At 41.8% G+C, this 26846-nt stretch carries 24 protein-coding genes; 7 read left to right on the top strand and 17 right to left on the bottom strand.

The features are described from left to right. The first annotated feature begins 5 nt into the window (after positions 1-5). From pdxA to BIZ38_RS11100, 5 genes are all read left to right on the top strand, one after another. Entirely contained in the window at positions 6-998 is a 993-nt protein-coding gene (gene pdxA, locus BIZ38_RS11120) for a 4-hydroxythreonine-4-phosphate dehydrogenase PdxA (RefSeq protein ID WP_054550998.1), read from the top strand. Continuing rightward, positions 995-1801 (top strand): 16S rRNA (adenine(1518)-N(6)/adenine(1519)-N(6))-dimethyltransferase RsmA, encoded by an 807-nt coding sequence (gene rsmA / locus BIZ38_RS11115; RefSeq protein ID WP_054550997.1) that lies wholly within the window; start codon positions 995-997, stop codon positions 1799-1801. Before pdxA ends, rsmA begins: the two co-directional genes overlap by 4 nt. Next, complete coding sequence (gene apaG / locus BIZ38_RS11110) at positions 1785-2174, top strand: Co2+/Mg2+ efflux protein ApaG (RefSeq protein ID WP_054550996.1); 390 nt, start codon at positions 1785-1787, stop codon at positions 2172-2174. Before rsmA ends, apaG begins: the two co-directional genes overlap by 17 nt. A gap of 6 nt (positions 2175-2180) precedes the next feature. Then, entirely contained in the window at positions 2181-2996 is an 816-nt protein-coding gene (locus tag BIZ38_RS11105) for a symmetrical bis(5'-nucleosyl)-tetraphosphatase (RefSeq protein ID WP_054550995.1), read from the top strand. 141 nt (positions 2997-3137) lie between these two features. Beyond that, a complete protein-coding gene (locus BIZ38_RS11100) occupies positions 3138-5153 on the top strand; it encodes a methyl-accepting chemotaxis protein (protein WP_187490280.1) in 2016 nt (671 codons plus the stop codon). Between the two features lie 173 nt (positions 5154-5326). Here the strand turns inward: BIZ38_RS11100 and BIZ38_RS11095 are convergent, their stop codons facing one another. From BIZ38_RS11095 to rplU, 5 genes are all read right to left on the bottom strand, one after another. Then, entirely contained in the window at positions 5327-5704 is a 378-nt protein-coding gene (locus tag BIZ38_RS11095) for a DUF3718 domain-containing protein (protein ID WP_054551017.1), read from the bottom strand. A 79-nt stretch (positions 5705-5783) separates the two neighbouring features. Then, a complete protein-coding gene (gene folA / locus BIZ38_RS11090; protein ID WP_166340613.1) occupies positions 5784-6263 on the bottom strand; it encodes a type 3 dihydrofolate reductase in 480 nt (159 codons plus the stop codon). A 79-nt stretch (positions 6264-6342) separates the two neighbouring features. Further along, positions 6343-7497, bottom strand: coding sequence for an Obg family GTPase CgtA (cgtA, locus tag BIZ38_RS11085; RefSeq protein WP_138619097.1), 1155 nt, complete (start codon positions 7495-7497; stop codon positions 6343-6345). Between the two features lie 162 nt (positions 7498-7659). Further along, the gene (gene rpmA / locus BIZ38_RS11080) at positions 7660-7917 is read right to left on the bottom strand and encodes a 50S ribosomal protein L27 (RefSeq protein ID WP_054551015.1); all 258 of its coding nucleotides are present in this window, start codon (positions 7915-7917) and stop codon (positions 7660-7662) included. Between the two features lie 16 nt (positions 7918-7933). Then, complete coding sequence (rplU, locus tag BIZ38_RS11075) at positions 7934-8245, bottom strand: 50S ribosomal protein L21 (protein ID WP_036965957.1); 312 nt, start codon at positions 8243-8245, stop codon at positions 7934-7936. Positions 8246-8655: 410 nt separating this feature from the next. On the opposite strand from rplU, the gene ispB reads away from it, so the two are divergent. Then, positions 8656-9627, top strand: coding sequence for an octaprenyl diphosphate synthase (gene ispB, locus BIZ38_RS11070; RefSeq protein WP_054551014.1), 972 nt, complete (start codon positions 8656-8658; stop codon positions 9625-9627). 89 nt (positions 9628-9716) lie between these two features. Here ispB and mdh read toward each other — a convergent pair whose 3' ends face one another. Next, positions 9717-10652, bottom strand: a complete 936-nt coding sequence (mdh, locus tag BIZ38_RS11065; protein ID WP_054551013.1) for a malate dehydrogenase — start codon at positions 10650-10652, stop codon at positions 9717-9719. A 225-nt stretch (positions 10653-10877) separates the two neighbouring features. Here mdh and argR point away from each other — a divergent pair, with 225 nt between their 5' ends. Next, the gene (argR, locus tag BIZ38_RS11060) at positions 10878-11345 is read left to right on the top strand and encodes a transcriptional regulator ArgR (RefSeq protein ID WP_054551012.1); all 468 of its coding nucleotides are present in this window, start codon (positions 10878-10880) and stop codon (positions 11343-11345) included. On the opposite strand, the gene BIZ38_RS11055 is transcribed toward argR, so the two are convergent. The 11 genes from BIZ38_RS11055 to ampD all read right to left on the bottom strand — a co-directional run bounded on the left by BIZ38_RS11055 (position 11342) and on the right by ampD (position 26742). Then, entirely contained in the window at positions 11342-12241 is a 900-nt protein-coding gene (locus tag BIZ38_RS11055; RefSeq protein WP_187490278.1) for a Dyp-type peroxidase, read from the bottom strand. The genes argR and BIZ38_RS11055 overlap by 4 nt on opposite strands. Positions 12242-12302: 61 nt before the next feature. After that, entirely contained in the window at positions 12303-13346 is a 1044-nt protein-coding gene (locus BIZ38_RS11050; RefSeq protein ID WP_166340488.1) for an ABC transporter ATP-binding protein, read from the bottom strand. Continuing rightward, positions 13343-14977, bottom strand: a complete 1635-nt coding sequence (locus BIZ38_RS11045) for an ABC transporter permease (RefSeq protein ID WP_187490277.1) — start codon at positions 14975-14977, stop codon at positions 13343-13345. Before BIZ38_RS11045 ends, BIZ38_RS11050 begins: the two co-directional genes overlap by 4 nt. A 77-nt stretch (positions 14978-15054) precedes the next feature. Then, a complete protein-coding gene (locus BIZ38_RS11040; protein ID WP_187490276.1) occupies positions 15055-16059 on the bottom strand; it encodes a Fe(3+) ABC transporter substrate-binding protein in 1005 nt (334 codons plus the stop codon). A gap of 790 nt (positions 16060-16849) precedes the next feature. Continuing rightward, on the bottom strand, positions 16850-17494 hold the full coding sequence (locus tag BIZ38_RS11035) for a tRNA-uridine aminocarboxypropyltransferase (protein ID WP_187490306.1): 645 nt from the start codon (positions 17492-17494) through the stop codon (positions 16850-16852). Positions 17495-17831: 337 nt separating this feature from the next. Further along, positions 17832-19256: a dihydrolipoyl dehydrogenase gene (lpdA, locus tag BIZ38_RS11030; protein WP_054550993.1), complete on the bottom strand. Its 1425-nt coding sequence runs from the start codon at positions 19254-19256 to the stop codon at positions 17832-17834. A 188-nt stretch (positions 19257-19444) separates the two neighbouring features. After that, on the bottom strand, positions 19445-21337 hold the full coding sequence (gene aceF / locus BIZ38_RS11025) for a pyruvate dehydrogenase complex dihydrolipoyllysine-residue acetyltransferase (protein WP_187490275.1): 1893 nt from the start codon (positions 21335-21337) through the stop codon (positions 19445-19447). A 9-nt stretch (positions 21338-21346) separates the two neighbouring features. Then, positions 21347-24013 (bottom strand): pyruvate dehydrogenase (acetyl-transferring), homodimeric type, encoded by a 2667-nt coding sequence (aceE, locus tag BIZ38_RS11020; protein WP_187490274.1) that lies wholly within the window; start codon positions 24011-24013, stop codon positions 21347-21349. Between the two features lie 85 nt (positions 24014-24098). After that, positions 24099-24848, bottom strand: a complete 750-nt coding sequence (gene pdhR, locus BIZ38_RS11015; protein ID WP_036965924.1) for a pyruvate dehydrogenase complex transcriptional repressor PdhR — start codon at positions 24846-24848, stop codon at positions 24099-24101. 478 nt (positions 24849-25326) lie between these two features. Next, entirely contained in the window at positions 25327-26178 is an 852-nt protein-coding gene (ampE, locus tag BIZ38_RS11010) for a beta-lactamase regulator AmpE (RefSeq protein WP_166340475.1), read from the bottom strand. A gap of 21 nt (positions 26179-26199) precedes the next feature. Then, positions 26200-26742 (bottom strand): 1,6-anhydro-N-acetylmuramyl-L-alanine amidase AmpD, encoded by a 543-nt coding sequence (ampD, locus tag BIZ38_RS11005; protein ID WP_187490273.1) that lies wholly within the window; start codon positions 26740-26742, stop codon positions 26200-26202. Positions 26743-26846 lie beyond the last annotated feature (104 nt).

Raw genomic sequence — 26846 nt, 5'->3', positions numbered from 1 at the left:
TAATTATGACCATTAGAATTGCAATTACCCCAGGTGAGCCAGCTGGTATTGGCCCTGATTTACTTATCAAGTTAGCGCAGCACCAGTGGGATGCCCAACTGGTGGTGATTGCTGATGGCGCGTTATTAAAACAGCGCGCTAAGTTGCTTGGTTTAGATATCAATTTAATTGACTTCGATGATAGCCAAGCACCAAGCATTGCCCCTGCAGGCAGCGTTTACTTACACCAAGTAGATTTAGGCACTGACGTTGAAGTGGGCGTACTTAATGACGCTAACGGTCAATATGTGTTGGATACACTGCGCATTGCCAGTGAAAAAAATATGGATGGTACTTTTGCTGCTGTTGTTACAGGCCCTGTTCATAAAGGGATTATCAACAAAGCGGGGATTTCGTTCAGCGGTCACACAGAGTATTTTGCACAGCAATCAAATACTGCTGATGTGGTGATGTTGTTAGCTACAGAAGGCTTACGCGTGGCGCTTGTTACAACGCATATACCGCTTGCTTATGTATCGCGCGCAATCACCGTTGAGCGTTTAAGCAAAGTAGCCACAATATTAAATCATGACTTACAAACAAAGTTTGGCATTGAAAAGCCACGCATTCTCGTATGTGGCTTAAACCCACATGCCGGCGAAGATGGTCATTTAGGCACAGAAGAAATTGACACTATAACGCCAACTCTTGAGCTCTTAAATAACCAAGGTATGAACTTAATTGGCCCATTGCCTGCTGACACCCTATTCCAAGATAAATATCTTTCGCAAGCAGATGCAGTGCTTGCAATGTATCACGATCAGGGATTACCTGTGCTAAAATACAAAGGTTTCGGCAATTCGGTCAACATCACTCTTGGCCTGCCATTTATTCGCACCTCAGTAGATCACGGCACGGCTCTCGATTTAGCCGGCACAGGTACTGCTGATGTAGGTAGTTTTGAATTAGCGATCCGCGAAGCAATTAAGCTCGCCCATGAAAAAGCACAGAATCAATGACAGATAAAGTACATTTAGGACACCGCGCTCGTAAGCGTTTTGGTCAAAACTTTTTAAACGATGACATGATCATCGACAAAATCGTCACGGCCATTGATCCTAAACCTGAAGATAATTTAGTAGAAATCGGCCCGGGTCTTGGTGCTATCACTGAGCCAGTCGCTGATTTAAGTGGCCACCTAACGGTTGTTGAGTTAGATAAAGACTTAGCAGAACGTTTAACGAGCCACCCATTTTTAGGGCCAAAGTTAACAGTGCATCAAGGCGATGCAATGAAGTTCGACTTTAGCTCTTTGATCAAGTCAGACGAAAAATTAAAGATTTTTGGTAACTTACCTTACAATGTTTCGACCCCGCTGTTATTCCATTTATTTGAGTTCGCAGATAACGTAGAGCATATGCACTTTATGCTGCAAAAAGAAGTGGTTAAACGTATGGTCGCAGGCCCAGGCAGCAAAGCTTTTGGCCGCTTGAGTGTAATGACACAATATTACTGTCACGCAATGCCAGTGATTGATGTGCCACCAGAGTGCTTTAAGCCAGCCCCTAAGGTCGATTCAGCAGTAATTCGTTTGATCCCTAAAAAGCCTGAACAGCGTTCAGCTAAAAGTACAAAACTTCTTAACACAGTATGCTTAGAAGCCTTTAATCAGCGCCGTAAGACTCTGCGTAATAGTTTATCTAACTTACTTACAGCTGAAGAACTAACAAGCATCGGCATTGATATCACGCTGCGTGCTGAAAGCCTGTCTTTACAACAATTTATTGATATAGCTAATTGGATTTATGACAACAAGCAGTAATCTAGGTTCTCCAATTAAGGTGTCGGTTGAGACCTTCTACGTAGAAGGTCAATCAGAGCCTGAACAAGATAAATACGTTTTTGCTTATTCTATCACCATTAAAAACCACAGTTTATGCAGTGCTAAGCTTTTGAGCCGTTATTGGTTAATTACTGACGCTAACGGCAAAGAAGTGGAAGTACAAGGTGAAGGTGTTGTTGGTGAAACCCCAACCATTGCCCCAGGTGAAAGCTACAAATACACCAGTGGCGCTGTGCTTGATACCCCAGTTGGGACAATGCAAGGTCATTACACCATGCGTAACGAATTTGGGACTGAATTCGAAGCACCAATCGAGGTGTTTCGTTTAGCTCGCCCAAACATATTGCACTAAATAACGATGGCTGATTATGCAATTGGTGATTTACAGGGGTGTTATAGTGAATTTGATGCGTTATTGAAACGGGTCAACTTCAACCCAAGCCAAGATCACCTTTACTTAGTCGGCGATATAGTCGCTCGAGGTCCTGACTCACTCGCCTGTCTCGAGCGTCTTCATACTATGCAAGGCAGTGTAACTATTACCCTTGGTAATCATGATTTACACCTTATCGCTTGTCATTATCTAAATAAACCTGCAAACCCCAAAGATAAGCTGGCCGATGTTTTTAATAGTCCAAAACGCGCTGAATATATTCATTTTTTACAGCAACAGCCATTAGCTATTTGGCTTGAACGCTATAACATGCTGATAAGTCATGCTGGCCTAAATCCTAGCTGGTCAATAAAAAAAGCATTGAAACGTGCTAGTTTTGCCCAGCAATGCTATCAAGGAGCTGATGCAACTCATTACTTCGCCAATATGTACGATCCCCATCCGTTACAGTGGCAATCGAATTTAAGTAGTGAAGCTAAATTTCGCTATATTGTTAATTATTTCACTCGGATGCGGTTCGTAAACCTTACAGGTGAACTCGATTTTGCAAACAAAACCAGTATTAGTGAAGACAGCTCAATAATACCTTGGTTCGATCACCCTGATATTTCTAAGTTAAAACAGCATATTGCATTTGGCCACTGGGCTGCTTTAGAAGGTAAAGTCAAACAAGAAAACATCCACGCACTTGATACAGGCTGTGTTTGGGGTGGCGCAATGACCCTAATGGAACTCAACACAAAAGACTATTTCGTCGAAAAATCCCACTCTTTTATCTAAATAAACTGAAAAATAGCTGAACATCTGTTAGATTTATAACAATTAAAATAAATTTAATTTAAAGCTAATTAAATTTAAATACTTAACTAATTGGCAACCTTGCCGATAAGTGTTGATTAGTACTATTTTCTGGAATTGCATATGAACTTGACCGTTAGACAGCGCATTTGGGGTGGCTTTATTGTTATTACGTTACTCCTGCTTTTTATTGGTGGTAACTCGTTGGTAAAAATTACCAACATAGATCAATCAACACAGCGAGTTAACCAGCTTTCGCTGCCAGCTCTCGATAAGAGTTATGAGTTACAGGTTGAATTTATTTTAATGAGTAAGTCAGCTCAGGCAAGTTTTTATACTAATGCGCAAGATGAACTGGCGACATTAAGAAAAAATTTCAACCAACAAAAAAAACGATATGATAATTCCTACCAAGAGCTTCAACAAATTGTTAGCAACGATCCAAAGCTAAAACAAAGCAGCCAACAAGTTGAGCAAACTTATAAGCGCTTTGTTAAGTCTGTCGACAACCTGTTTGCAGATAAACAAACTCAACTTGAGCTAAATAAAACACTACGCACCCAGCTTGAAAACATCGAAATCAGTGCTGAAGATGCAAATTCAGTGGTGCTTGATATTATTGATATAGATGGACTTGAAGAAAACCATTCACGTGCTTATCAAGCCGCCAATAACATGGAAAACAACTTCCAATCAGTCGTCACTAACAGCACTGATATGCTAACGGTGAAAACTCTCAACACATTAGACATCGTAAAAAATGAACAGGTTTATTACTTAGAAGAAGTTGAGCGTAGTTTAGGGCTCATTCGCCCAGCAATTATTGATAATAACGCCGGTTTGTATAATGATTTAAACGGCTACTTTGAAACGCTTTCAGATAATGTTCGTGGTAATAACAGTTTATCTGCAAATAAAAAACGTTTAATTGATGCAATTGCTAAAACAGAAGCTGAATTAGCAAACGCAGAAAACTCTACTAGTGAAGCATTAAAGCAATTAAAAGAACTAGTTGACCAAGCTACAGTGCTGGCTTTTGACTTGCAGCAAGATGTCAGCGGTAATGTCTCAACAGCAACTATTTGGACTTGGGTTGCCATGGTGATTGCTACTTTAATTGCTATCATCGTTGCTGCTGTGACTGTTAATCGTATAACCAAGCCCCTTTCTGAAGTAAACCGTATCCTTGATATCGTGGCAAGCGGTGACATGACACAGCGTCTTGACGACTCAGCTAAAGACGAATTCGGTGAACTATCACGTAGCTGTAATACGCTAATTGAAAGTTTGCGTACGCTTATCCAAGGTATAATCTCTCGCTCTACACAGCTAGCTGCTGCTTCTGAAGAGACATCGGCAATCACTGAAGAATCTAGCCAAGCTATACGTAATCAACAAGCACAGGTTGAACAAGCGGCAACGGCAACAACTGAGATGAGCAGTACATCACAAGCGGTAAGTAGCAGTGCACAACAAGCTCTTAGTGAAATAAAGAACGCTGATAAAGAAGCAGATCGTGTCAAAGGCATTTCATCACAAAATAAAGCAACCATTGAGCAACTAGCTCGTGAAGTCGATGATGCATCGCAAGTTATCAACCAACTTCATAAAGACAGCGCTTCAATCGGTGGCATTTTAGATGTTATTCGTGGCATTGCTGAGCAAACCAACCTACTTGCGCTTAATGCAGCCATCGAAGCAGCCCGTGCCGGTGAACAAGGCCGAGGCTTCGCCGTAGTTGCTGACGAAGTGCGCTCTCTAGCGAGCAAAACACAAGAGTCGACTCAAGAGATTCAAGCTATGATTGAATCGCTTCAGGTTGGCGCTGAGGCTGCTGTATCAGCAATGTCGAAAGGTAAACAACAAGCTGAGTCATGTGTTGAGCAATCAGACCTTGCAAATACCGCCCTTGATTCAATCACTGCAGCCGTTGCGCAAGCTCACAACGTAAGTGAAGAGATCTCAACAGCTGCTCATGAGCAACAGCAAGTTTCACAAGAAATTAGCGAACGCTTAGAGTCGATTGTAGCAATTGCTGAACAAACAGCTGAAGGCGCAAACCAAACCAATATTTCAAGTTCAGAAGTAGCAAAACTGGCTGAAGAACTACGTTTATCGGTGGATGCGTTTAAAGTTTAAGAAGCTGTAAACGAGCTACGAGCTACGAGCTACGAGCTACGAGCTAACAAAATATAGAAGCCGTGTTTGTGAAAACAAACACGGCTTTTTGTATCTATTCACTTTATAAGCTGTTATTCAGGCATAAAAAAACCGCAACGAGTGCGGTTTCTTAAATTCTATTTGCGTTTCAATTAAAGGCCTGCGCGGTCTTTAATAACAGCGATTAGTGGTGAACCACCGTGACCGTTCGACTCAGCCCAAGCAATATCAGCACCATCTTCTAAAGAGCTTTTTGATAAGTTCTTAACAATATACTCACCAGTATCTGCCGCGCCGCTTTCGATTGCATGACGAAGCATGTTATTGCCATTGCATTTCACAGCATCAAAAATGTTACGAATTTTCACACGTGAGCTTTTAAGCTTACTACGCAAACGGTTTTTATCATCAGCTGCGATATATTCACAGATAGAAACCGCTAATTGATCATCAGCTTTTGCTGGTGCTGTATACGCAACTGACGCTGATACAACAGCCGCTGCAAGTAACATATTTGGTAACTTCATCATATTTTGCCCTTATGTAATACTTTTTTCTTACCAAGATTGTGTAATATTGTACCAACTAATTAATTTTACCGCAATAATGTTACGAATTTTTGTACAGGGTTACAAAAGTATACGAGTGAGGGTTTTTGTTATCAGGCTGATGCTTTTCTTGCTCGGCAACTGTCCAATTAGCAACACTTTCGTAATCTGGGAATTGCGTATCACCGGCCACTTCGAGGTCGATGAATGTTAAGTATAGACGATCTGCTTGAGACAGGAATTGTTCGTATATATTTCCGCCACCAATAATCATAACTTCTTCAACATCAGCAACCAATTTCAGCGCAGCTTCTGGAGAAGTAACCACCTCAATACCCTCTGCTGTGTAATCAACATTACGCGTGATAATAATATTTTGACGACCTGGTAAAGGGCGGCCTATTGATTCAAACGTTTTGCGGCCCATGATCACAGGCTTTGCCATGGTTACTTTTTTAAAGTGTTGCAGATCGGCGGGTAAATGCCATGGCATTTGGTTGTCTTGGCCAATTACTCGGTTATTTGCCATAGCAGCAATCATTGAAATTTTCACACTAAACCTTAATACTTTTTTCTTATTAATAAAAAAGGAGCGCATGGCTCCTTTTCAGTTTTAAATTTTATCGTTGGTAGATAACTTCTACGTCGTAGTCATCATCATCCCAGTCGTCATCCCAATCATCATCGTCTTGAGAGGTCGCTTTCTGATGGTAAGTATCCCACTTAAATTCAACTTCTTCTTTCTCTTCTTCAGCGAATTTCTCTTTCGGCATACTATCAAGTAGCGCCATAATGTCATGACACAATGCTTGAGTATTTTGTTTATTCGCAGCAGAGATACGGTAAACATTAGCCTCTTCACCTAGCTCTTCGGCAATTTCATTACACAGGGCTTCAGCTTCATCTTCTGGTAATAGGTCAATTTTGTTAAATACTAACCAGCGCGGCTTTTCAGCAAGTTTAGGGCTGTATTGGTGTAGCTCATTAATAATCGCAAAGGCATTATCAACCGGATTTGTGCCATCAACAGGCATAACATCAATGATATGCAGTAATACACGACAACGCTCTAAGTGTTTTAAGAAGCGAATACCAAGGCCTGCGCCATCTGAAGCCCCTTCGATTAGACCTGGGATATCAGCAATTACAAATGACTTATTCGCATCTGGGCGTACTACACCAAGATTAGGAATAAGCGTCGTAAACGGGTAATCTGCCACTTTTGGTTTAGCTGCAGAAACACTACGGATAAACGTTGATTTACCAGCATTTGGTAAACCAAGTAAGCCAACATCAGCAAGTAGCATTAGCTCTAGACGTAAGCTGCGAACTTCACCAGGTGTACCTAGTGTTTTTTGACGTGGAGCGCGGTTTGTACTTGATTTAAAACGTGCATTCCCCAAGCCATGGAAACCACCTTTTGCAACAACAACCTTTTGACCATGCTTGGTCAAATCACCTAATGACTCTTCAGTATCAACATCAATGATACGTGTACCAACAGGCACTTTAAGCGTTAAATCAGCGCCTTTTTTACCAGTCATGTTACGGCTTTGACCATTTGTGCCGCGCTCTGCTTTATGAAAACGCTCAAATTGGTAATCAATTAACGTATTTAAGTTTTCATCGGCTTGTAGATAAACGCTGCCGCCATCGCCGCCGTCGCCGCCATCAGGACCGCCATCTGGTACATATTTTTCACGTCGGAAAGATACGACACCGCTGCCGCCATCACCCGCGTCACAACGAATTTCTACTTCATCTACAAACTTCATGATTACTCACTTTAAGATTGGCTTGTTAATAACTCTATTATATACCTAAGTGCCCTATTCAGCACCCAATGCCAAGGCGCTTAGGTATATATTTATACGCACGATTATGTGCCTTAAAACAAAAAACCCCGCAAAGGCGGGGTTTTTCAAATATCGAGATGATTACTCAGCTACGATATTTACGTATTTACGGTTTAAAGGACCTTTCTGTTCGAATTGAACTTTACCATCTGCTTTTGCGAAGATAGTGTGGTCTTTACCGATACCTACGTTTGCGCCAGCGTGGAAACGAGTACCACGTTGACGAACAATGATGCTACCCGCTAGAACTGATTCGCCACCAAAACGCTTAACACCTAGGCGTTTGCTTTCTGAATCACGACCGTTACGAGTACTACCAGCTGCTTTTTTATGTGCCATTTCTCAGTACCTCTAATTAAGCGCTAATGCCAGTGATTTTAACTTCAGTGAACCATTGACGATGGCCCATTTGCTTACGAGAATGCTTACGACGTCTAAATTTAACAATCTTAACTTTCTCACCGCGACCGTGTGAAACAACCTCAGCTGTTACTTTACCACCGTTTACGAACGGTACACCGATCTCGATTTTCTCACCATCAGCAACTAAAAGTACTGAATCAAATTCAACTGCTGCACCAGTTTCAACGTCTAATTTCTCAAGACGAATTGTTTGACCTTCAGTCACACGGTGCTGTTTACCACCACTTTGGAAAACCGCGTACATAATTAACTCCGTCTGTGCGCCCTCAAATCGACGCAACTAAAATATTCTTCAATAGGGCGCGAAGTTTACGCTAATGTGCAAAAACTAGCAAGCCTCTTTTTCGATAAAATGAATAAAAAATAGCTGCATTGAGAGCAATTCAATATTTTCCCCTATTCTATCCTAAAAACACCACATGCCAAGCGGTTTTTACGATCTCATGACAATTAAATTACGCTAATAATACGCACCTTTAAAATTCAAAAAGCTGATCACTTATTAATCAAGGTTATAAATTTATCTTGGCAAAATTGATCTCAAATAAAAAACTTTACAGTGTTTTTTTACTGAATCATCACAAAATATCGAGCAAGCGCTTTTTTTGTTGTACAATCAGCCCCGTATACCCATAAATATTGGCTCGGAGATCAATGGATATAAAAGCTATCCAGACGTTAATCGAAAATGAAATGGATGACGTCAATCAACTTATACATGCCCAAATGCGCTCAGATGTCGCATTGGTTAACCAACTCGGTTTATACATAGTAAACAGTGGCGGTAAACGCGTTCGTCCTATGTTGGCCATTTTAGCGGCAAAAGCACTTGGTTATGAGGGCAAAGACCATATTACGCTTGCCACTATCATCGAATTTATTCATACCGCCACTTTATTGCATGACGACGTTGTCGACGAGTCACATTTGCGCCGTGGTACGCCTACAGCCAACGCAGAGTTTGGTAATGCAGCGAGCGTTTTGGTCGGTGACTTTATCTATACACGTTCATTTCAGCTTATGGTTGGCCTAGGTAAAATGCCAATCATGCAAATTTTAGCGGATGCAACCAATGTCATCGCTGAAGGTGAAGTATTACAGCTAATGAACTGTAATGACCCTGACACCACAGAACAAAGCTATATGCAGGTTATTTACAGCAAAACGGCAAAATTGTTCGAAGCTGCAACCGGCCTTGCTGCAATTATTACCGAGCAAGACAAACAAACCCTTGAAGCATTAAACTTATACGGTATGCATCTTGGCACTGCATTCCAATTAGTGGATGATGTACTTGATTACAACGCTGATGCCGAGCAACTTGGTAAAAATATTGGCGATGATTTAGCTGAAGGTAAACCTACCCTACCGCTTATCTACGCAATGCAAAAAGGCACACCAGAGCAAGTTAAGCTAGTACGCGAAGCAATTGAGCTTGGTAATGGTATGGACCATTTAGAAAGCATTCTAGCGGCATTAGCTGACACTAAGGCCCTTGAGTTTGCAATGCAAAAAGCTGAGCAAGAAGCTGACAAAGCAATTGCTTGTATTGCGTTCTTACCAGATACACCGTACAAACAAGCCTTAGAGAGTTTGGCCCGTATCGCCGTTGCCCGCGATCACTAAACACTATTTATTCGAGCCATTAAAAAAGCCTGCATTTGCAGGCTTTTTTGTTTTCGGCGATTTAAAAAATCGCCTATCATCTGTCGGAATTAACCGTTGATGAAATCAACACCTTCTTGGATGTCTTTGTTAAGTGTAGCTAGCATGTCGTTTTTAGCTTGCTCTTCGAATGCACTTAACTCACCGTAAGAAAGGATTTCTTCAACGCCGTTTTTACCTAGACGAACTGGGTGTGCGAAGTATGCTGCGTCACCGTTTTCAACTGCAACGTATGCGTAATCAACTACTTCTTCACCTTGTAAGCCTTTAACTAAAGACATACAGAAGCGTGCTGCAGCTGCACCCATAGAAAGAGTCGCTGAACCGCCACCCGCTTTAGCGTTAACAACTTCAGTACCTGCGTTTTGGATACGTGGAGTTAATGCCGCAACTTCTTCGTCAGTGAAAGTAACACCTTCAACTTGAGAAAGAAGAGGAAGGATTGTCGTACCTGAGTGACCGCCGATCACTGGAACTTTAACGTCAGTTGCGCTTAAACCTTTAAGTTCAGCAACAAATGCTTCTGAACGGATCACGTCAAGCGTTGTGATACCGAATACACGGCCTGCATCGTAAGTACCCGCTTTTTTGAATACTTCAGCAACGATTGGCACTGTGCCGTTTACTGGGTTAGTGATGATACCTACTAACGCTTTAGGACAGTTTTTAACGATGCCTTCAGCTAATGTTTTGATGATACCTGCGTTTACGTTGAAAAGGTCCGCACGGTCCATGCCTGGCTTACGTGGCATACCCGCTGGGATAAGAACGATATCACAACCAGCTAATGCTGCGTCTAAGCTGTCAGCACCAAAGCCTTCAACTTTAACGTCTGTTGGGATGTGAGAAAGATCAACCGCTACACCAGGAACAACAGGGGCAACATCGTATAACGATAATTCAGAACCTGCAGGTAAACTTGTTTTTAATAATAAAGACAATGCTTGGCCGATACCGCCAGCTGCGCCTAAAACAGCAACTTTCATTGGAATTCTCCGTAATTTGAGGTAGGAAATATTTGTGGCCCTAAAGATAATGAAATTAGCGACTAAAAACAAATTTATCCTGCTTATTTCGCGTATAATTTCGACCATAGTTGTAAACTTGGCTGTAAAGACACAGCATTTTGGACGACTTTGTAAACTAATACTGCATAAATATGCAGAGTTGTGTAGAATTACCCTACATTTTATGAATAAAGAAACGGCAACATGCAACCACAAGACAAACAAGAAGCACTGATCAAAGCGTTTAAAGCGCTATTAAAAGAAGAAAACTTCGGCTCACAAGGTGAGATTGTCGAAGCATTAAAAGAGCAAGGCTTTGATAATATTAGTCAAAGTAAAGTCTCTCGCATGTTAAGCAAGTTCGGTGCAGTACGTACTCGTAATGCAAAACAAGAAATGGTCTATTGCTTACCGGCTGAGATGGGTGTGCCAACAGCGAAAAGCCCGCTGCGTCAGCTTGTTATTGATATTATGCATAACGAAATGATGATTATCATTCGCACCAGTCCAGGCGCAGCACAATTAATTGCTCGTTTACTTGATTCACTCGGTAAGGCGGATGGTGTACTCGGTACCATTGCAGGCGACGACACTATTTTTATCGCCCCTGCGAAGATTTCTGAAATCGATGTGACGCTCGATCGCGTGCGCACTTTATTCGATACCGTTTAAAGTTGCTTTAAGAAGTTTACTGACGGGGCGAAAAACGCAGATCCCATATCGGCTTGAGTAAAATCGAGCCAATAATCATAGCAATCGCCCTGCCCCAAGCGACTCTTTAATACCTGCTCAAACGCATCCCCTTGCGCAGCACACGAAACCATTAAAATTCCCTGCTTATGCACATCACCAAATGGCATGCTTTGGTTTAGCAATAGTGGCTGGCCATGCTCATCTTTTAATTCACTACGAACCGCATGACTGGTTTCTACAGCAGGCACAATCAAGGTGTTATCTAGACGCGTGCGCCCCATGATTTGCTCTTGCTCTGATAACGATAAATGCTGCCAGACACTCAAATCATGCACAAAGCGCTGAACATGGATATAGCTGCCTTGGTCTTCAAAGTGACCCGGTTTGTCGATAAGTGCTGTACTACGCTTTTGACGGCCATGAGGTGTATCGCCTGCATAAATAAAGCCGTTAAAATCACGTCCATCTAAAAACCGAAAATTACGGACCTGCTCCACCAGCTCAACATCCGGTGTTAATAATTTTAGGATTTGCAGGGCAAATAGATGGTTTACATCTTCACGGTCTGAGCGAATTTGTACATACAAATCAAATGGCTGGGCACTCATCACATGATCACTGTGAGTTACATTCGGAAAGCTTTGCAATTGACTAGGAATAAACTCGGGCAAGATATGCGGCCAATACTGAGCACCAAGGGCAACCACGCACGATAGCATGGCTTCTGAGAACTGATCAGCAAACTCATCTTGAATGACGCTAACGCGTTTTAGTTTTTTACGTAATGACTCATCGTGGCCATCGTAAACATTAAAAAACAGGTGCAAACCATGTAAGTTTGCTTCAGCACAAATCCCAGATTGCGCTTGCGCCATAGTGAATCCTTAGCTTCTCGTTATTTGCACAAAGCCAAGGATTCAAGATTGTTATTTATTACTAATCATGAAAAAAATTGACTGTGTGCGGCATTATTTTTATTTTTACAGGTTGCTCAACAGCTAACACGCGGTCTTGCTCTGCAGCAACTTCACACTCTTGCCCTGCAATATTAATTCGATATACATAACGCGTACCGATAAAGCGCCTGTGCAAAATAGTTAAACTGTTTGCGTCACTGTGCGCAGCTTCACACAACTGAATATGGTGCGGTCTTATATACACTTGACCTTGCTGACAATCTGCATTGTTCGGTGTCAATGAGTGAACCACACCAAACGCCGTTTCGTATTCAGTTGGCGTTAATACTTTTGCCGTTAAGTATATGCCCGTACCAAGAAACTCTGCAACCACCTTTGAGTTAGGTTGGCTAAATAACTGCTCAGGAGAGCCTTGTTGGGCTATTTTTCCACCATGCATAACCGCAAGCGTGTCAGCAAATGCGAAAGCTTCTTCCTTTGAGTGAGTAACAAATACCGCAGAAACCTGCTGAGCTTTAATAATTCGGCGTATATCTGCAATAAGCTCAAAACGCACTTGTGTATCAATATTCGAAAATGGCTCATCAAGTAATAATAAACTTGGTTTGTAAGCAAGTGCACGGGCTATTGCCACACGTTGCTGTTGGCCACCAGAAAGCTGATGAGGGTATCGCTGTGCACAACCATCGAGTTTAACAAGGCTAAGCATTTCATCTACACGCTCTCGCTTTTGCGCTTTGCTCATATTGCTAAGACCAAACGCAATGTTGTCGCTTACCGTTAAATGAGGAAACAGCGCATAGTCTTGGAACATCATGCCAATATTACGTTTTTCCGGTGCAACAAACAGCCCACTATCGTTGACCACTTTTGAATCAATACTCATATAGCCTTGATCAGGCTGTAAAATCCCGGCAATTGCCTTTAAGGTGGTGGTTTTGCCGCAGCCACTTGCGCCAAGCAAACAGACGATTTCATCTTGTTCAACATTGAGGTTTAGTTCACTCAACACCTGAGTCGCATTGTACTGATAAGCTAAGTCTTTAATTATCAAATGACTCATGAGTGATTTTGCTCCATCGAACGATTAACGAAATACAAAGGGATTAACCCAACTAACACGATAAACAAGGCTGAAATTGACGCAAGCTCCAATTGCTCATCACTAACATATTGAAAAACATGAGTTGCTAGGGTTTCAAAATTAAAAGGTCTGAGTAATAGAGCTGCAGGTAACTCTTTCATGCACTCAATAAACACTAACAAACCAGCTGTTAAAATACCGCGTTTTAATAGCGGTAAATGTACTCGCCAAAGGGTTTGCATGGGCCCTTTGCCCATTGATTGGCTGGCCATATCTAACGATGGGCTAATACGTAAAAAACTGCTTTCAAGCGCGCCATGCGCAATCGCATAAAAACGTACAACATAAGCAAAAATCATCGCAAATAAAGTACCGCTTAAAAGTAACCCTGGTGATAGACCAAAAGGCTCAAGCCAATTATTTAATGCATCATCTAACTGAGTTAATGGAAGCAATACAGCAATCGCTAATACAGTACCAGGTAAGGCATAGCCAGTACTTGCTAAACGCCCAGGGATCAAAGGGTAAGCTTGCTTCGCAATGCGTTGATAAAACAATACCAATAAGCTCAATAGGATAGTTGCAATGCTCACCACTACAGCCACTTTAAAGCTTTGCCAAGCGTAATTAAAGAATGCCCCATTCCATGCTTCATCTGCATAGACAATGGCATATTTAACTAATACTCCAACCGGCAGAATAAAAGCCAATACCAGCACAACGGTGCAAGCCAAGCTTGCAGCCCATGCCGCACCGCCTTTTAAGCGATACAAAGTTGCGCTGTTTACGCTTGACTGACGTTCATACACAGCTTGATTGCGACGACTAAAGCGCTCAACCATGATGGTTAAAAACAAAATCAGTAACATAATACCTGATATTTTCGCCGCTGCGGTTAATGAGTAATAGCCAAGCCATGTATCATAAACAGCGGTCGTCAGTGTGCTCACAGCAAAGTAGTTAACAGTAGCAAAATCAGCCATAGCCTCCATACTGATCAATGTAACCCCTGCCACAATTGCCCCACGACCAAGAGGCAAACTAACGCGTAAAAAACTTTGTAATGGTGATAGCCCCATTAGTTGACTAGCTTGCACTAGTTTAAAAGACTGCTCTCTGAGTGCCGTTTTAAAAATTAGGTATAAGTAAGGATAGAGTACCAAGGCAATCATAAAAATAGCCCCAGTCAATGTACGAATATCAAAAAACCAGTAATCGTCTGGTGATTGCCAACCAAACCAGTCTCTGAGTGCGATCTGTACAGGCCCTGCGTAATCAAGTAAGTCGGTATACACGTAGGCGATAAGATAAGTTGGCATTGCTAAAGGCAGCATTAACGCCCATTCAAATTGCTTACGCCCAGGAAACTCGCAATATGCAGTTAACCAAGCTAACGGCAATGCTATTACACAGCTCAGCAGCCCTACCCCTGCAATGAGTATGAGAGTATTACGGGTATAATCCCACAGCACAGTATCGAAAAGGTGCTGAAATACATCTGAATCTCCTTGCAGAGATTCAAATAATAAAAAGCCTAATGGCGTAACAAGCAACAGGCCAATAAGCCAGGCTATAAGCTGCCAACGCGACAGCGAAAACTTCACATGCATAAGTGGATTAATACCAGATAAAATAAAAGCTGTTAAAAAACAGCTTTTATAAAAATGTGTTACGAGAAATATCCTCGTTATAAATCAAACTTTACTTCATCAATCAGCTTCAGTGCCACAGGGCGATATTTGCTGATCTCATCAAGAGGAAGGCTATCTTCTTTAAACTCACCCCATGATGCAACCATCTCAGATAATGCAACCCCTTGCTTTACAGGGTATTCCATATTAACGGAAGCATACATATTTTGCGCCTTATTGTCGGTCATATACTCAACCAGTTTCAAGGCATTTTCAGGGTTTTTAGCATAACGGGTCATAACAACGCCCGATACATTGATATGAGAGCCACGGTTCGTTTGGTTAGGGAAGTTAATATATACCGCTTCTGCCCATGATTTTTGCTGCTCATCTTGCATCATTTTGCCAAAATAATAGCTGTTGCCTAACGCCAGATCGCATAAACCTTCTTTTACGGCTTTGACTTGAGCTCTGTCATTACCTTGCGGTTTACGTGCTAAATTGGCTTTTACGCCCTCAAGCCATTGCTTAGTTTTTGCTTCGCCATGGTGAGCAACCATAGAAGCAACTAAACCTAAATTGTAAGGATGTTTACCAGAGCGAGTACAGATTTTACCTTTGTATTTTGGGTCTGCTAAATCTTCGTATGTTAACTCACCAAGCGCACCAACGCGCTCTTTTGCGGAGTAAACATTACGTACACGCTTGGTAAGTGCTATCCATTGACCGTCGGAATCGCGAAAAGTACTTGGCACATTCGCATTAACTACATCACTATTAATTGATTGCGTTAAGCCTAAATCTTCTAATTGAATCAGCGCACTAAAATTTGAGGTTAATACTAAATCAGCCTTGCTGTGCTTACCTTCACGCTTTACACGTTCAATCAGCCCTTTTTTGGCAAAAACCACATTGGTTTTAATACCTGTTTGCTTAGTGAAATCATCCAAAATAGGCTGAATTAAGAATGGTTGACGAAACGAGTAAATATTTACTACATCTGCAGCAAATGTAGGCGCGCTTAATAATGCGCTAAGTAATACTAAGGCTGTTTTTTTCATTTTATAGCACCTAAATAATAACAATTATCAAAATATTTTACCTAGAGTTAGGGCAAAGTGCACCCGTTTAAACTTATATTTCAATCAACATAGCTGCCATTTAGGAATTTGCATGTAAGACATATCTCACCCACATGGCAGTTATTGAGTAAAAAGCACCAGCAAACACTGCATAAAAACACTTAACCAACTGAAATTTAATGAAATATATTAAATGACAATAAAATAACCAACAGATTAAATAAGATTTTGACCTACTCAGCTTTGCCTATTTCTCTATAATTACTTACATCAACTAAGCAAGAAGCTTAATGAGTAGATGGATAAGGAAGCATTACTCATAATACCGCGGAATAAGGTTCATTAGGAGAATAAGGAATCAAGGACAGGCTCAGGAAGAGTAACGCAATGGAGTGACAACCTACGGACAGCATCAGGATGATGTGGAATGGCATAACAACAGGATGTTGTTATACAGGAAGTTCAAAAAGTGGAATAAAGGACAGGCCGTTAGGGCATCGCAACGGATTTGCAAATAAAGGGATAGTGTCGGGATGGCACGTAAGGGAATGGTAAAGTGATTACCAGCAAGGATGTAAAGGACTAACAAGGAAACAAGGCGGGATTGCCTTATATTACACAGAACCAACAAGTAAAGTGTAATCGCATGGATTGGCAAAGTTTAGGGAGTTGATTAGATTCAATTGCAGGATGCAAAAAATTAAGAAGATTCCGCAAGCGCGACTAGAGATAGTACGCGCTTTTCTTTTGCCTACAATTTAGTAAAAAGTTATTGCTCTGGGCGTCCCTTATTTCGCTTACCAAGCAGGTAAGCATCTCTAAACTTAATAAAATGTTGCTCAAGCTTTTGAGTTGCATCTTCTTCACCAGCAAGAGCAAGAACCATAATAGCCACCTCAGCAGTACCTAGTTGATGCTCATGCGGGGCAACACGCAATCGATAATCCGAAAGCTTTTCAGGTGTAATTGAAAGCACAGGAAAATTATCTAGATAAGGGCTTTTACGGATCATTTTCTTTGCTTCGCGCCAAGTACCATCTAAAAAGATAAACAATGGACGCTTACCTTCAACAGGGGTTACTTCGGTGATCACCCGCTCTTCGTCGTCTACATCGCTAGCAGGAAAAATAACCATTGGCTGATACTGGGGATCTGCCAATAAGCTTAATAAGGCTTCATCTGGATTTGTTCTATCCCATTTAAAGGCATGGTTATCTGGCACGATTTCAGCAATTAAACGGCCAGTATTTGACGGCTTAAAACTCTCATTATGGTACATAAGTAAACAAACCGCGGCATCACACTTTGCCTGTTCAACACCATCACAAATACAATAGTGTTCGGCTAATAAACATCGCTCACAACGCGTTAACTTTGCTCCTCGCGCTTTAAATTCACGACGAGACTCAGTCATTTGCTGAGCACGAAGCTTTAACACGGAATTATTTGAGATAGTAGCCACTGTATTTACCAGATAATTAAACGGCGCGTATTGTAGCTAAAAATAAGGGGAATAGATATTGATCTAAGTGGTTAGTGGTTAGTGGTTAGTGGTTAGTGGTTAGTGGTTAGTGGTTAGTGGTTAGTGGTTAAACAAGTATAATTCATTTCATGTATAACAAGCTTTTGTTCAACTACAAAAAATAAAACAACTCTCTCGATCAACTAACGACTGACATCTGATATCTAACCTCTAAGAAAACAAAAAACCCAGCCGGAGCTGGGTTTTTAAAACGATTAGTCAAAAGAACTTACTTCTTTTTAACTGCTTTTTTGTTTGGAAGGTCAGTGATTGAACCTTCGAAGATTTCAGCAGCTAGACCGATTGATTCGTTTAACGTTGGGTGAGCGTGAATAGTTAACGCTAGGTCTTCACCGTCTGCGCCCATTTCAACTGCTAAGCCGATTTCACCTAGCATTTCACCTGCGTTGATACCAACCATAGCACCACCGATAACACGACCTGAGTCTTTATCGAAGATTAGCTTAGTTTGACCTTCAGTACGTGCTGAAGCGATTGCACGACCAGAAGCAGCCCAAGGGAATACAGCAGTTTCGATGCTTAAGCCTTGCTCTTTTGCTTCTTTCTCAGTTACACCAACCCATGCGATTTCTGGATCTGTGTATGCGATTGAAGGGATGCACTTAGGATCGAAGAAGTGTTTCTGACCAGAGATAACTTCTGCAGCAACATGACCTTCGTGTACCGCTTTGTGTGCAAGCATTGGTTGACCAACAATATCACCGATAGCGAAGATGTGACCAACGTTTGTTTTAAGCTGTTTATCAACATTGATGAAACCACGCTCATCAACATTAACACCTGCTTTATCAGCATCAACAAGCTTACCGTTAGGTGTACGCCCTACTGCAACAAGTACTTTGTCGTAACGTACTGCGTCAGCTGGTGCATTTTTACCTTCGAATGAAACGTATAGACCGTCTTCTTTCGCTTCAACACCAACAACTTTAGTAGAAAGCATTACATTGAACTTGTTCTTAACGTATTTTTGGTAGATCTTGATAACGTCTTTATCTGCTGCTGGTACTAATTGATCAGCAAACTCAACAACGTCGATTTCAGAACCTAGTGCACGGTATACAGTACCCATCTCAAGACCGATGATACCACCACCTAAAACAAGTAGTTTCTCAGGAACGTCTTTAAGCTCTAGCGCACCTGTTGAGTCAATTACGCGGTCATCTTCAGGGATGAAAGGTAAGTTAACTGGTTGAGAACCTGCTGCAATAATAGCATTGTCAAACGTGATTGTTGTTGTACCGTCAGTACCTTCAACAGCAATGGTGTTGCTGCCAGTGAATTTACCGTAACCGTTAACCACTTTCACTTTACGCATTTTAGCCATGCCGTCTAGGCCGCCAGTTAATTGACCGATTACAGACTCTTTCCAAGAACGGATTTTGTCTAGGTCGATTTCAGGCTTGCCAAAAGTAACGCCGTGAGATGACATTTCTGCAGCGTCATCGATCACTTTAGCTACGTGTAAAAGTGCTTTTGAAGGAATACAACCCACATTTAGACATACACCGCCTAATGTGTTGCGAGATTCTACCAATGTTACTTCTAAGCCCAAGTCAGCAGCACGGAAAGCCGCAGAATAACCACCAGGACCACCGCCTAGTACAACAACTTGAGTTTTTAATTCGTTGCTCATGCTATTACCTTAAATGTTTGAACGGGACACTGCCCCTATGTTTAACTGCCATGTTTCTGCAAGGCAGAAAGGGAGAGCAGATATCTATACCAAGATTGTTCTATAGCAAAGATTGTATCATTGCCAATGGTAAAAATCCCAGCAAAAAACAACTTGCTGGGATTTGATTCTTATAATTAATGAGGAGATTACATCACTAGTTGACGAATATCGCTCATGTAGCTTGCTAGCGTCACAGTAAAGCGTGCTGCTAGTGCACCGTCAATAACCCTATGGTCGTATGACATTGATAATGGAACCATTAATTTAGGTTCAAACTCTTTGCCATTCCACTTAGGTTTCATTTCTGACTTAGATACACCCAAGATAGCAACTTCTGGCGCATTTACAATTGGTGTGAACGCTGTACCACCAATACCACCAAGGCTTGAGATTGTGAAACAACCGCCTTGCATATCAGATGACGTTAGCTTGCCGTCACGTGCTTTCTTAGAAATATCCATTAACTCACGAGAAAGCTCAATGATGCCTTTCTTATCAACATCTTTGAATACTGGAACAACCAAACCGTTTGGCGTATCAACAGCAACACCGATATTGATGTACTTCTTCAAGATTAAGCTTTCGCCGTCTTCAGACAGTGAAGAGTTAAACGTTGGGAATTCAGCCAATGCTTTCGCCGCTGCTTTCATCACAAATACAAGTGGTGTGATTTTAACACCCAGCTTTTTCTTCTCTGCAAGCGCATTTTGCTCTTTACGGAATGCTTCAAGGCTGGTGATATCAGCTTCGTCAAACTGTGTAACATGCGGGATTTGCACCCAGTTACGATGTAAGTTAGCACCTGATAGCTTCTGGATACGAGAAAGTTTTTTCTCTTCGATTTCACCAAACTTAGCAAAATCAACCTTAGGCCAAGGGATAAGACCTAGCTCGCCGCCACCGGCATTACCTTTACCTGCAGATAGCTGACCTGACTCAACTTTCTTCACAAGGTCTTTCACGTAGTTTTGTACGTCTTCTTTCACAACACGATTCTTACGACCCGTGCCTTTTACGTTCGCTAGGTTAATACCAAACTCACGTGCTAAACGACGTACCACAGGCGATGCATGTGCATACGCTTTGTTATCTGCAAAGCCTTCGTTGCTTGCAGGTGCTGATGCAGGCTTTTCAGCCGCAGGCGCTTTTGCTGCAGGCGCTGCTTCAGCTTTTGCAGGAGCAGGTGCCGCTGCAGCTGGTGCACTACCCGCTACTTCAAATACAAAGATAAGTGAGCCAGTTGATACTTTATCCCCTGCTGCTACTTTGATTTCTTTAACAGTACCGGCAAATGGTGCGGGTACTTCCATTGATGCTTTATCGCCTTCAACGTTTAAGATTGACTGATCTTCTTCAACCTTGTCGCCTACAGCAACCATCACTTCGGTTACTTCAACCTCGTCACCACCGATATCAGGCACGTTAACTTCTTTAGTGCTTGATGCCGCTGCTGCCGGCGCTGCTTCAGCTGGTGCTGATTCTGCAGCAGGCGCTTCTGAACCGCTTGAAGCTGTTTCAAAAACGAAGATTAGAGAGCCCGTTTTCACTTTATCGCCAGTCGCGATTTTGATCTCTTTAACCGTACCCGCAATTGGAGCAGGTACTTCCATTGATGCTTTATCGCCTTCAACGCTTAATAAAGATTGCTCTTCTTCAACCGTGTCACCTACCGCAACCATGATTTCAGTTACTTCAACTTCATCATCGCCGATATCTGGCACAGTTACTTCCTGTGTAGCAGAAGCTGCAGGCGCAGCTGCTGGAGCTGGCGCTTCTTCTTTAGCCTCTGCAGGAGCCGCAGCTTGTTCTTCACCTTCGAAGATCATGATAAGTGAACCAGTAGTTACCGTATCACCTTCAGCTACTTTAATTTCTTTAACCGTACCTGCTTGTGCAGCAGGTACTTCCATTGATGCTTTGTCGCCTTCAACCGTTAATAACGATTGGTCAACCTCAACCTTATCACCAACGCTAACAAGGATTTCGGTTACTTCAACTTCATCGCCACCGATATCTGGTACATTAATTTCAATACTCATTGGAACCTCTTATGCGTATAGCGGGTTAACTTTGTTTGTGTCGATGTCGAATTTCTTGATTGCTTCAACAACCACTGACTTCTCAACTTCACCACGTTTAGCAAGCTCAGATAGTGTTGCAACCACAACATAACCAGCATTCACTTCGAAGTGACGACGTAAGTTTTCACGGCTATCAGAACGACCGTAACCATCAGTACCCAACACTTTGTAGTTGCTACTTGGTACGAATGAACGAACTTGTTCTGCGTAGTTCTTCATGTAGTCTGTTGCAGCAACAGTCACGGCATCAGTTAATGCGTTCGTGATGTAAGCAGTCTTTTGTTCTGCTTCAGGGTTAAGCATGTTGAAACGCTCAGCGTCTTGACCGTCACGCGTTAACTCATTGAATGACGTTACAGAGAATACATCTGAACCAATACCATACTCTTCGCTCAGGATTTGTGCCGCTTTACGCACTTCAATCATGATAGTACCTGAACCTAGTAACTGTACTTTCGCTTTATCGCCAGCCACAGTTTCAAGCTTGTAGATACCTTTACGAATACCTTCTTCAGCGCCTTCTGGCATTGCTGGTTGATGGTAGTTTTCGTTCATTAGCGTTAGGTAATAGAACACGTTTTCTTGTTCTTCGCCGTACATGCGACGGATACCGTCTTGCATGATTACCGCTACTTCGTATGCGAATGTCGGATCATAAGAAATACAGTTAGGAACCGTGTTAGCAAGAATGTGGCTGTGACCATCTTCATGCTGTAAACCTTCACCGTTTAGTGTAGTACGACCTGCCGTAGCACCTAGTAAGAAACCACGTGCTTGTTGGTCACCGGCCATCCACGCCATATCACCTACACGTTGGAAACCAAACATTGAGTAGTAGATGTAGAATGGGATCATTGGTAAATCGTTAGTGCTGTATGATGTTGCAGCAGCAACCCATGATGACATTGCACCTAACTCGTTGATACCTTCTTGTAGTACCTGACCTGATGTTGCTTCTTTATAGTAAGAAACAATGTCACGGTCTTGTGGTGTGTAGTTTTGGCCATGCGGGTTGTAAATACCGATTTGACGGAATAAACCTTCCATACCAAATGTACGCGCTTCATCAGCGATGATAGGAACGATGTTTTTACCAATGCCTTTGTCTTTTAGTAACACGTTAAGTGCACGTACAAAGCCCATTGTTGTAGAGATGTCACGTTTTTGCTCTTCAAGTAGTGGCTTGAACGCGTCAACTTCTGGCAATGTTAAGCTTTCAGTAAACTTAGGAATACGCTTAGGTGTGTAACCTTGAAGCGCTTCACGGCGAGCGTGAAGATACTTGTACTCTTCAGAACCCTCTTCAAGAGTAAGGTATGGTAAGTCTTTAATTTCTTCATCAGAAACTAAGTCTTGTAGACCTAAACGTGAACGTAGGTGCTCAACGTGGGTCATGTCCATTTTCTTAACTTGGTGCGCGATGTTTTTACCTTCAGCCGCTTCACCCATGCCGTAACCTTTTACAGTTTTAGCAAGGATTACAGTTGGACGGTCTTTAGTTTCTTCCGCTTTTTTGAATGCAGCGTAAAGTTTAGAAGGCTCATGACCACCACGCTTAAGTGCGAAGATCTCTTCATCAGTCATATCAGCAACAAGTGCTGCTGTTTCTGGATAACGACCGAAGAAGTGCTCACGAACATATGCACCGTCTTTTGCTTTATATGTTTGGTAATCACCGTCAATCGTTTCGTTCATTAACTGCAGTAATTTACCTGATGTATCTTTAGCAAGTAGGATATCCCAACCACTACCCCATACAACTTTAATCACGTTCCAGCCTGCACCTTTGAATAGGCCTTCAAGCTCTTGAATGATCTTACCGTTACCCATTACTGGGCCATCTAAACGCTGTAGGTTACAGTTGATTAGATAACATAGGTTATCTAGCTTCTCACGCGCAGCGAATGAGATTGCACCACGTGATTCTGGCTCATCCATCTCACCGTCGCCTAAGAAAGCGTATACACGTTGGTTTTTAGTATCTTTTAAGCCACGACCGTCTAGGTATTTTAAGAAACGAGCTTGGTAGATTGAAGCAATTGGACCAAGACCCATAGATACCGTAGGGAACTGCCAGAATTCAGGCATTAACTTAGGGTGTGGGTATGAAGGAAGACCTTTACCATCAACTTCTTGACGGAAGTTATCAAGCTGCTCAGCAGTTAAACGACCTTCAACAAATGCACGTGCATAGATACCTGGAGAAATGTGACCTTGGTAATAAACTAAATCACCGCCATCAACATCGTTTGGTGCTTTGAAGAAGTGGTTAAAACATACTTCATAGAATGCAGCTGAAGACTGGTAAGACGCCATATGGCCGCCTAAGTCTAGATCTTTTTTCGACGCGCGTAATACGATCATGATCGCATTCCAACGAATGATTGAACGAATACGACGTTCAATGTTTACGTCACCTGGGTAAGCAGGTTCTTGATCTACCGGAATGGTATTAACGTAGTTAGTGGTTGTGCCAGTAGGCATATCAACACCGTCTAAACGGGCTTGCTCTAACACTTGCTCAAGTAAGAATTGAGCACGTTCAACACCTTCTTCACGCACAACAGACTCAAGGGCTTGTAACCACTCTTGTGTTTCTAGCGCGTCTACGTCAATTTTATTGACTTCAGACATATGGAGGTTTCCTTATGTTTAAAATACTAATTATTTTAATAAATCTTAAAATTAAGTAGTTAACTAAACTTAGCTAATCACTTGCTTAATGTTGTTTGGTGCGTCTTAAACTACGTTCAATCCGCGAATGCTCTTTGCCAGCCTCAAGTAAGGCTTCTTCGATAAAGGCTAAGTGAGCATTACTAGCAAGACGTGCTTGCTCTGGGTTTCCTTCAATAACCGCATCCATCAACAGTCGTCTATGTTCTGCGAGCTGCTGGCTGATCTGTGGTTTTTTTAACAGTACAGTTAAATTCTGTAATACATTTTGCTCTAGCAAGGCCTGCATACCACGTACTAAATGTAGCAGTACCACGTTATGAGACGCTTCTGCCACACTAAAATGGAATGCATTAATTGCTTTTGCTTTTTGCACAATGTCGTCATTAACGAGCGCAATGTTGTCAAAGCTTTGTTTTACTTTTTTGAAGTCATTCGTTGTGCCACGCATAGCTGCATAATATGCTGCGATTCCTTCAAGGGCATGACGAAATTCGAGTAAATCAAATTGTGACTCTGGATGCTTACTAATCAAATCAAAAAGCGGATCAGTGAGCCCCTCTTCAAGCTGATTTTTTACGAACGTTCCACCACCTTGGCGACGCGTTACTAACCCCTTGGCTTCTAGCTTTTGAATCGCCTCACGCAGTGAAGGTCGCGATACTTCAAATTGTTTCGCTAATTCACGTTCAGGAGGCAGCTTTTCGCCTGGCGCCAACGACCCCTCAAGAATCATATTCTCAAGTTGTTGTAAAATTACATCAGATAATTTTGCTGCTTTAATCTTTAAAGACATTTATTAACGTCCGCATTGTTATGCGCTAACCCCATAAATATCGGGTATTTAGCCTTGTGCTTTGACCAAAAAGGTAAATTGGTCATACCAAATTTGTCGCATACGTTATCAAAAACCCGTATTTCTGTCAATTTCACTACGTTCAGCGCCTAGTTACACCCTAACGTAATTCGTCTAAAGATTAAACAGTATGGATTAAAGTGGCTTTTTCTGAAGGAAAAAACAATAAAAAATAAATGGTCAGACCAGATTGAGCGACAAAAGCTTTTAGAGGTCAGGTTTTAGATGTTAGTTGAATTGAGTAGCTTTGTAACAACGGGGTTACCCCGCGTCGTTGAATTGAGTACTGAAAAATATTCGAAGTAGGATGCACTTCAGTGCTGAAAAAATCAGAACTTAATCGAAGTGCATTAGTAGAGCAATTAATGAATAAAGTTATACAACAAGCTTTACTCTTTCAACTCGCTAACTTTACACACTACGCCAAACCACCAAATAAAGTAAGTGCTGCGATGATCACTAAAAAGAACAATACATTTCGTTTTACAAGCTTCATCATGCAAGTAGCTTCATAAGTACAACCAAAATGTTGTTGCTCTATTTGCTCAGCGGCAAGTGCGGTTTGCGTAACAACTTTGCGGTTACTCACTGAAAAGTCGAGCACATATTTGAGCCAACAACTGGTACCTTTATTAAAGTTACCAATCACTAAATAACCAAAGCTTGCAACTCGTGCAGGTAACCAATCAAGCCAGAACAATAAGCTATGGATCAGTTTAAAACGCTTAGCGTACGCCACTTTATGGTCGTCTCTGACTTTATCAGCAAAAGTTCGAACTAGCGCATAAAGAACTGCGCCAGGCACACCTAAAACCACAAACCAAAAAATAACTGCACAGTAAAAGCGAAAATTTAGCCAAGCTAGAGTTTGGCCAAAAGTCTCACCTTGAGGATCATCTTCTGTTTTCTTTTGACCCATTTGTAATGCATATAAGGTAGCCGCTTCTTGGTCGTTGCGGGTTAACGCATTTAAGTAAGACTTATATAAAGCACGTTGTTTAGCACAGCCAAAACAAACCAGCAGCACAGCAACATTCACTGCCAGCTGCCAAATAATAAAATCAGAGAGTTGATAGACTAAACCTGCGGCAACGACAGGCAACATTAACCAAATCAAAAAGCCAATTGGCGAATTAAATAAACCTTTTTCTGAGAGTTGTTTTTGCGAGTGTTTAAGATATCTATTGGCATAAAAACCGATTTGCCAATAATCTGCTCGAGCTCCTAAACGCTCAATCACCAAAGCAATAATTATTGAAATTAAGATCATGCCTTTACCTATATCCTTTAACTAAAACACTAAATCAAAATAGTATTGCCAATCAAAACTCGCACCTGGGTCAGTTTTTCTGCCCGGCGCAATATCACAATGGCCAACAATGCGCGAACGGTTTATCTCAGGGTACTTTGCCATCAACGCCTTAGTCACTAAGTGTAATGCATTATATTGGGCTTGGGTATACGCTTTGGTGTCTGCACCTTCAAGCTCAATACCCACGCTAAAATCATTACAGCGCTCTCTACCTTCAAACGTTGAGATACCGGCGTGCCAAGCTCGTTTCTCAAAAGGCACGTACTGAATAACTTCACCGGTACGACGAATAAAGCAATGTGCTGACACTCTTAAGCCTTTTAAATCAGCAAAGCTTTCATGCGCCGTACAATCAATTGTTCCCATAAATAAATCATCAACATAAGGCGTTGCGAACTGCCCTGCTGGCAATGAGATATTATGAATAACAAGCAATGACACCTCGCCTTCTGGGCGTTCATCGTAATGTGTACAGGGCCTTTGTAACACATTGTTTAATTGACCCAATTCATTTATATGCATATTAAAAACTAACGATGACAATAAAGTTAAATAGTGTAAAGGGTTAAAATCTCAGGGTCTAGTTGCTTTGATTCAATCACTTAAAGTAACAGTGGGGATACTTT

Source organism: Pseudoalteromonas sp. BZK2 (assembly GCF_014349195.1).
Taxonomy (GTDB): domain Bacteria; phylum Pseudomonadota; class Gammaproteobacteria; order Enterobacterales; family Alteromonadaceae; genus Pseudoalteromonas; species Pseudoalteromonas simplex.
This window is presented reverse-complemented; position numbering and strand designations above follow the sequence as displayed.

What these genes read in the sequence shown, in the direction of transcription:
- pdxA (WP_054550998.1), top strand. Translation starts at nt 6, where the DNA reads ATGACCATTAGAATTGCAATTACCCCAGGTGAGCCAGCTGGTATTGGC.
- rsmA (WP_054550997.1), top strand. Translation starts at nt 995, where the DNA reads ATGACAGATAAAGTACATTTAGGACACCGCGCTCGTAAGCGTTTTGGT.
- apaG (WP_054550996.1), top strand. Translation starts at nt 1,785, where the DNA reads ATGACAACAAGCAGTAATCTAGGTTCTCCAATTAAGGTGTCGGTTGAG.
- BIZ38_RS11105 (WP_054550995.1), top strand. Translation starts at nt 2,181, where the DNA reads ATGGCTGATTATGCAATTGGTGATTTACAGGGGTGTTATAGTGAATTT.
- BIZ38_RS11100 (WP_187490280.1), top strand. Translation starts at nt 3,138, where the DNA reads ATGAACTTGACCGTTAGACAGCGCATTTGGGGTGGCTTTATTGTTATT.
- BIZ38_RS11095 (WP_054551017.1), bottom strand. Translation starts at nt 5,704, where the DNA reads ATGATGAAGTTACCAAATATGTTACTTGCAGCGGCTGTTGTATCAGCG.
- folA (WP_166340613.1), bottom strand. Translation starts at nt 6,263, where the DNA reads ATGATTGCTGCTATGGCAAATAACCGAGTAATTGGCCAAGACAACCAA.
- cgtA (WP_138619097.1), bottom strand. Translation starts at nt 7,497, where the DNA reads ATGAAGTTTGTAGATGAAGTAGAAATTCGTTGTGACGCGGGTGATGGC.
- rpmA (WP_054551015.1), bottom strand. Translation starts at nt 7,917, where the DNA reads ATGGCACATAAAAAAGCAGCTGGTAGTACTCGTAACGGTCGTGATTCA.
- rplU (WP_036965957.1), bottom strand. Translation starts at nt 8,245, where the DNA reads ATGTACGCGGTTTTCCAAAGTGGTGGTAAACAGCACCGTGTGACTGAA.
- ispB (WP_054551014.1), top strand. Translation starts at nt 8,656, where the DNA reads ATGGATATAAAAGCTATCCAGACGTTAATCGAAAATGAAATGGATGAC.
- mdh (WP_054551013.1), bottom strand. Translation starts at nt 10,652, where the DNA reads ATGAAAGTTGCTGTTTTAGGCGCAGCTGGCGGTATCGGCCAAGCATTG.
- argR (WP_054551012.1), top strand. Translation starts at nt 10,878, where the DNA reads ATGCAACCACAAGACAAACAAGAAGCACTGATCAAAGCGTTTAAAGCG.
- BIZ38_RS11055 (WP_187490278.1), bottom strand. Translation starts at nt 12,241, where the DNA reads ATGGCGCAAGCGCAATCTGGGATTTGTGCTGAAGCAAACTTACATGGT.
- BIZ38_RS11050 (WP_166340488.1), bottom strand. Translation starts at nt 13,346, where the DNA reads ATGAGTCATTTGATAATTAAAGACTTAGCTTATCAGTACAATGCGACT.
- BIZ38_RS11045 (WP_187490277.1), bottom strand. Translation starts at nt 14,977, where the DNA reads ATGCATGTGAAGTTTTCGCTGTCGCGTTGGCAGCTTATAGCCTGGCTT.
- BIZ38_RS11040 (WP_187490276.1), bottom strand. Translation starts at nt 16,059, where the DNA reads ATGAAAAAAACAGCCTTAGTATTACTTAGCGCATTATTAAGCGCGCCT.
- BIZ38_RS11035 (WP_187490306.1), bottom strand. Translation starts at nt 17,494, where the DNA reads ATGACTGAGTCTCGTCGTGAATTTAAAGCGCGAGGAGCAAAGTTAACG.
- lpdA (WP_054550993.1), bottom strand. Translation starts at nt 19,256, where the DNA reads ATGAGCAACGAATTAAAAACTCAAGTTGTTGTACTAGGCGGTGGTCCT.
- aceF (WP_187490275.1), bottom strand. Translation starts at nt 21,337, where the DNA reads ATGAGTATTGAAATTAATGTACCAGATATCGGTGGCGATGAAGTTGAA.
- aceE (WP_187490274.1), bottom strand. Translation starts at nt 24,013, where the DNA reads ATGTCTGAAGTCAATAAAATTGACGTAGACGCGCTAGAAACACAAGAG.
- pdhR (WP_036965924.1), bottom strand. Translation starts at nt 24,848, where the DNA reads ATGTCTTTAAAGATTAAAGCAGCAAAATTATCTGATGTAATTTTACAA.
- ampE (WP_166340475.1), bottom strand. Translation starts at nt 26,178, where the DNA reads ATGATCTTAATTTCAATAATTATTGCTTTGGTGATTGAGCGTTTAGGA.
- ampD (WP_187490273.1), bottom strand. Translation starts at nt 26,742, where the DNA reads ATGCATATAAATGAATTGGGTCAATTAAACAATGTGTTACAAAGGCCC.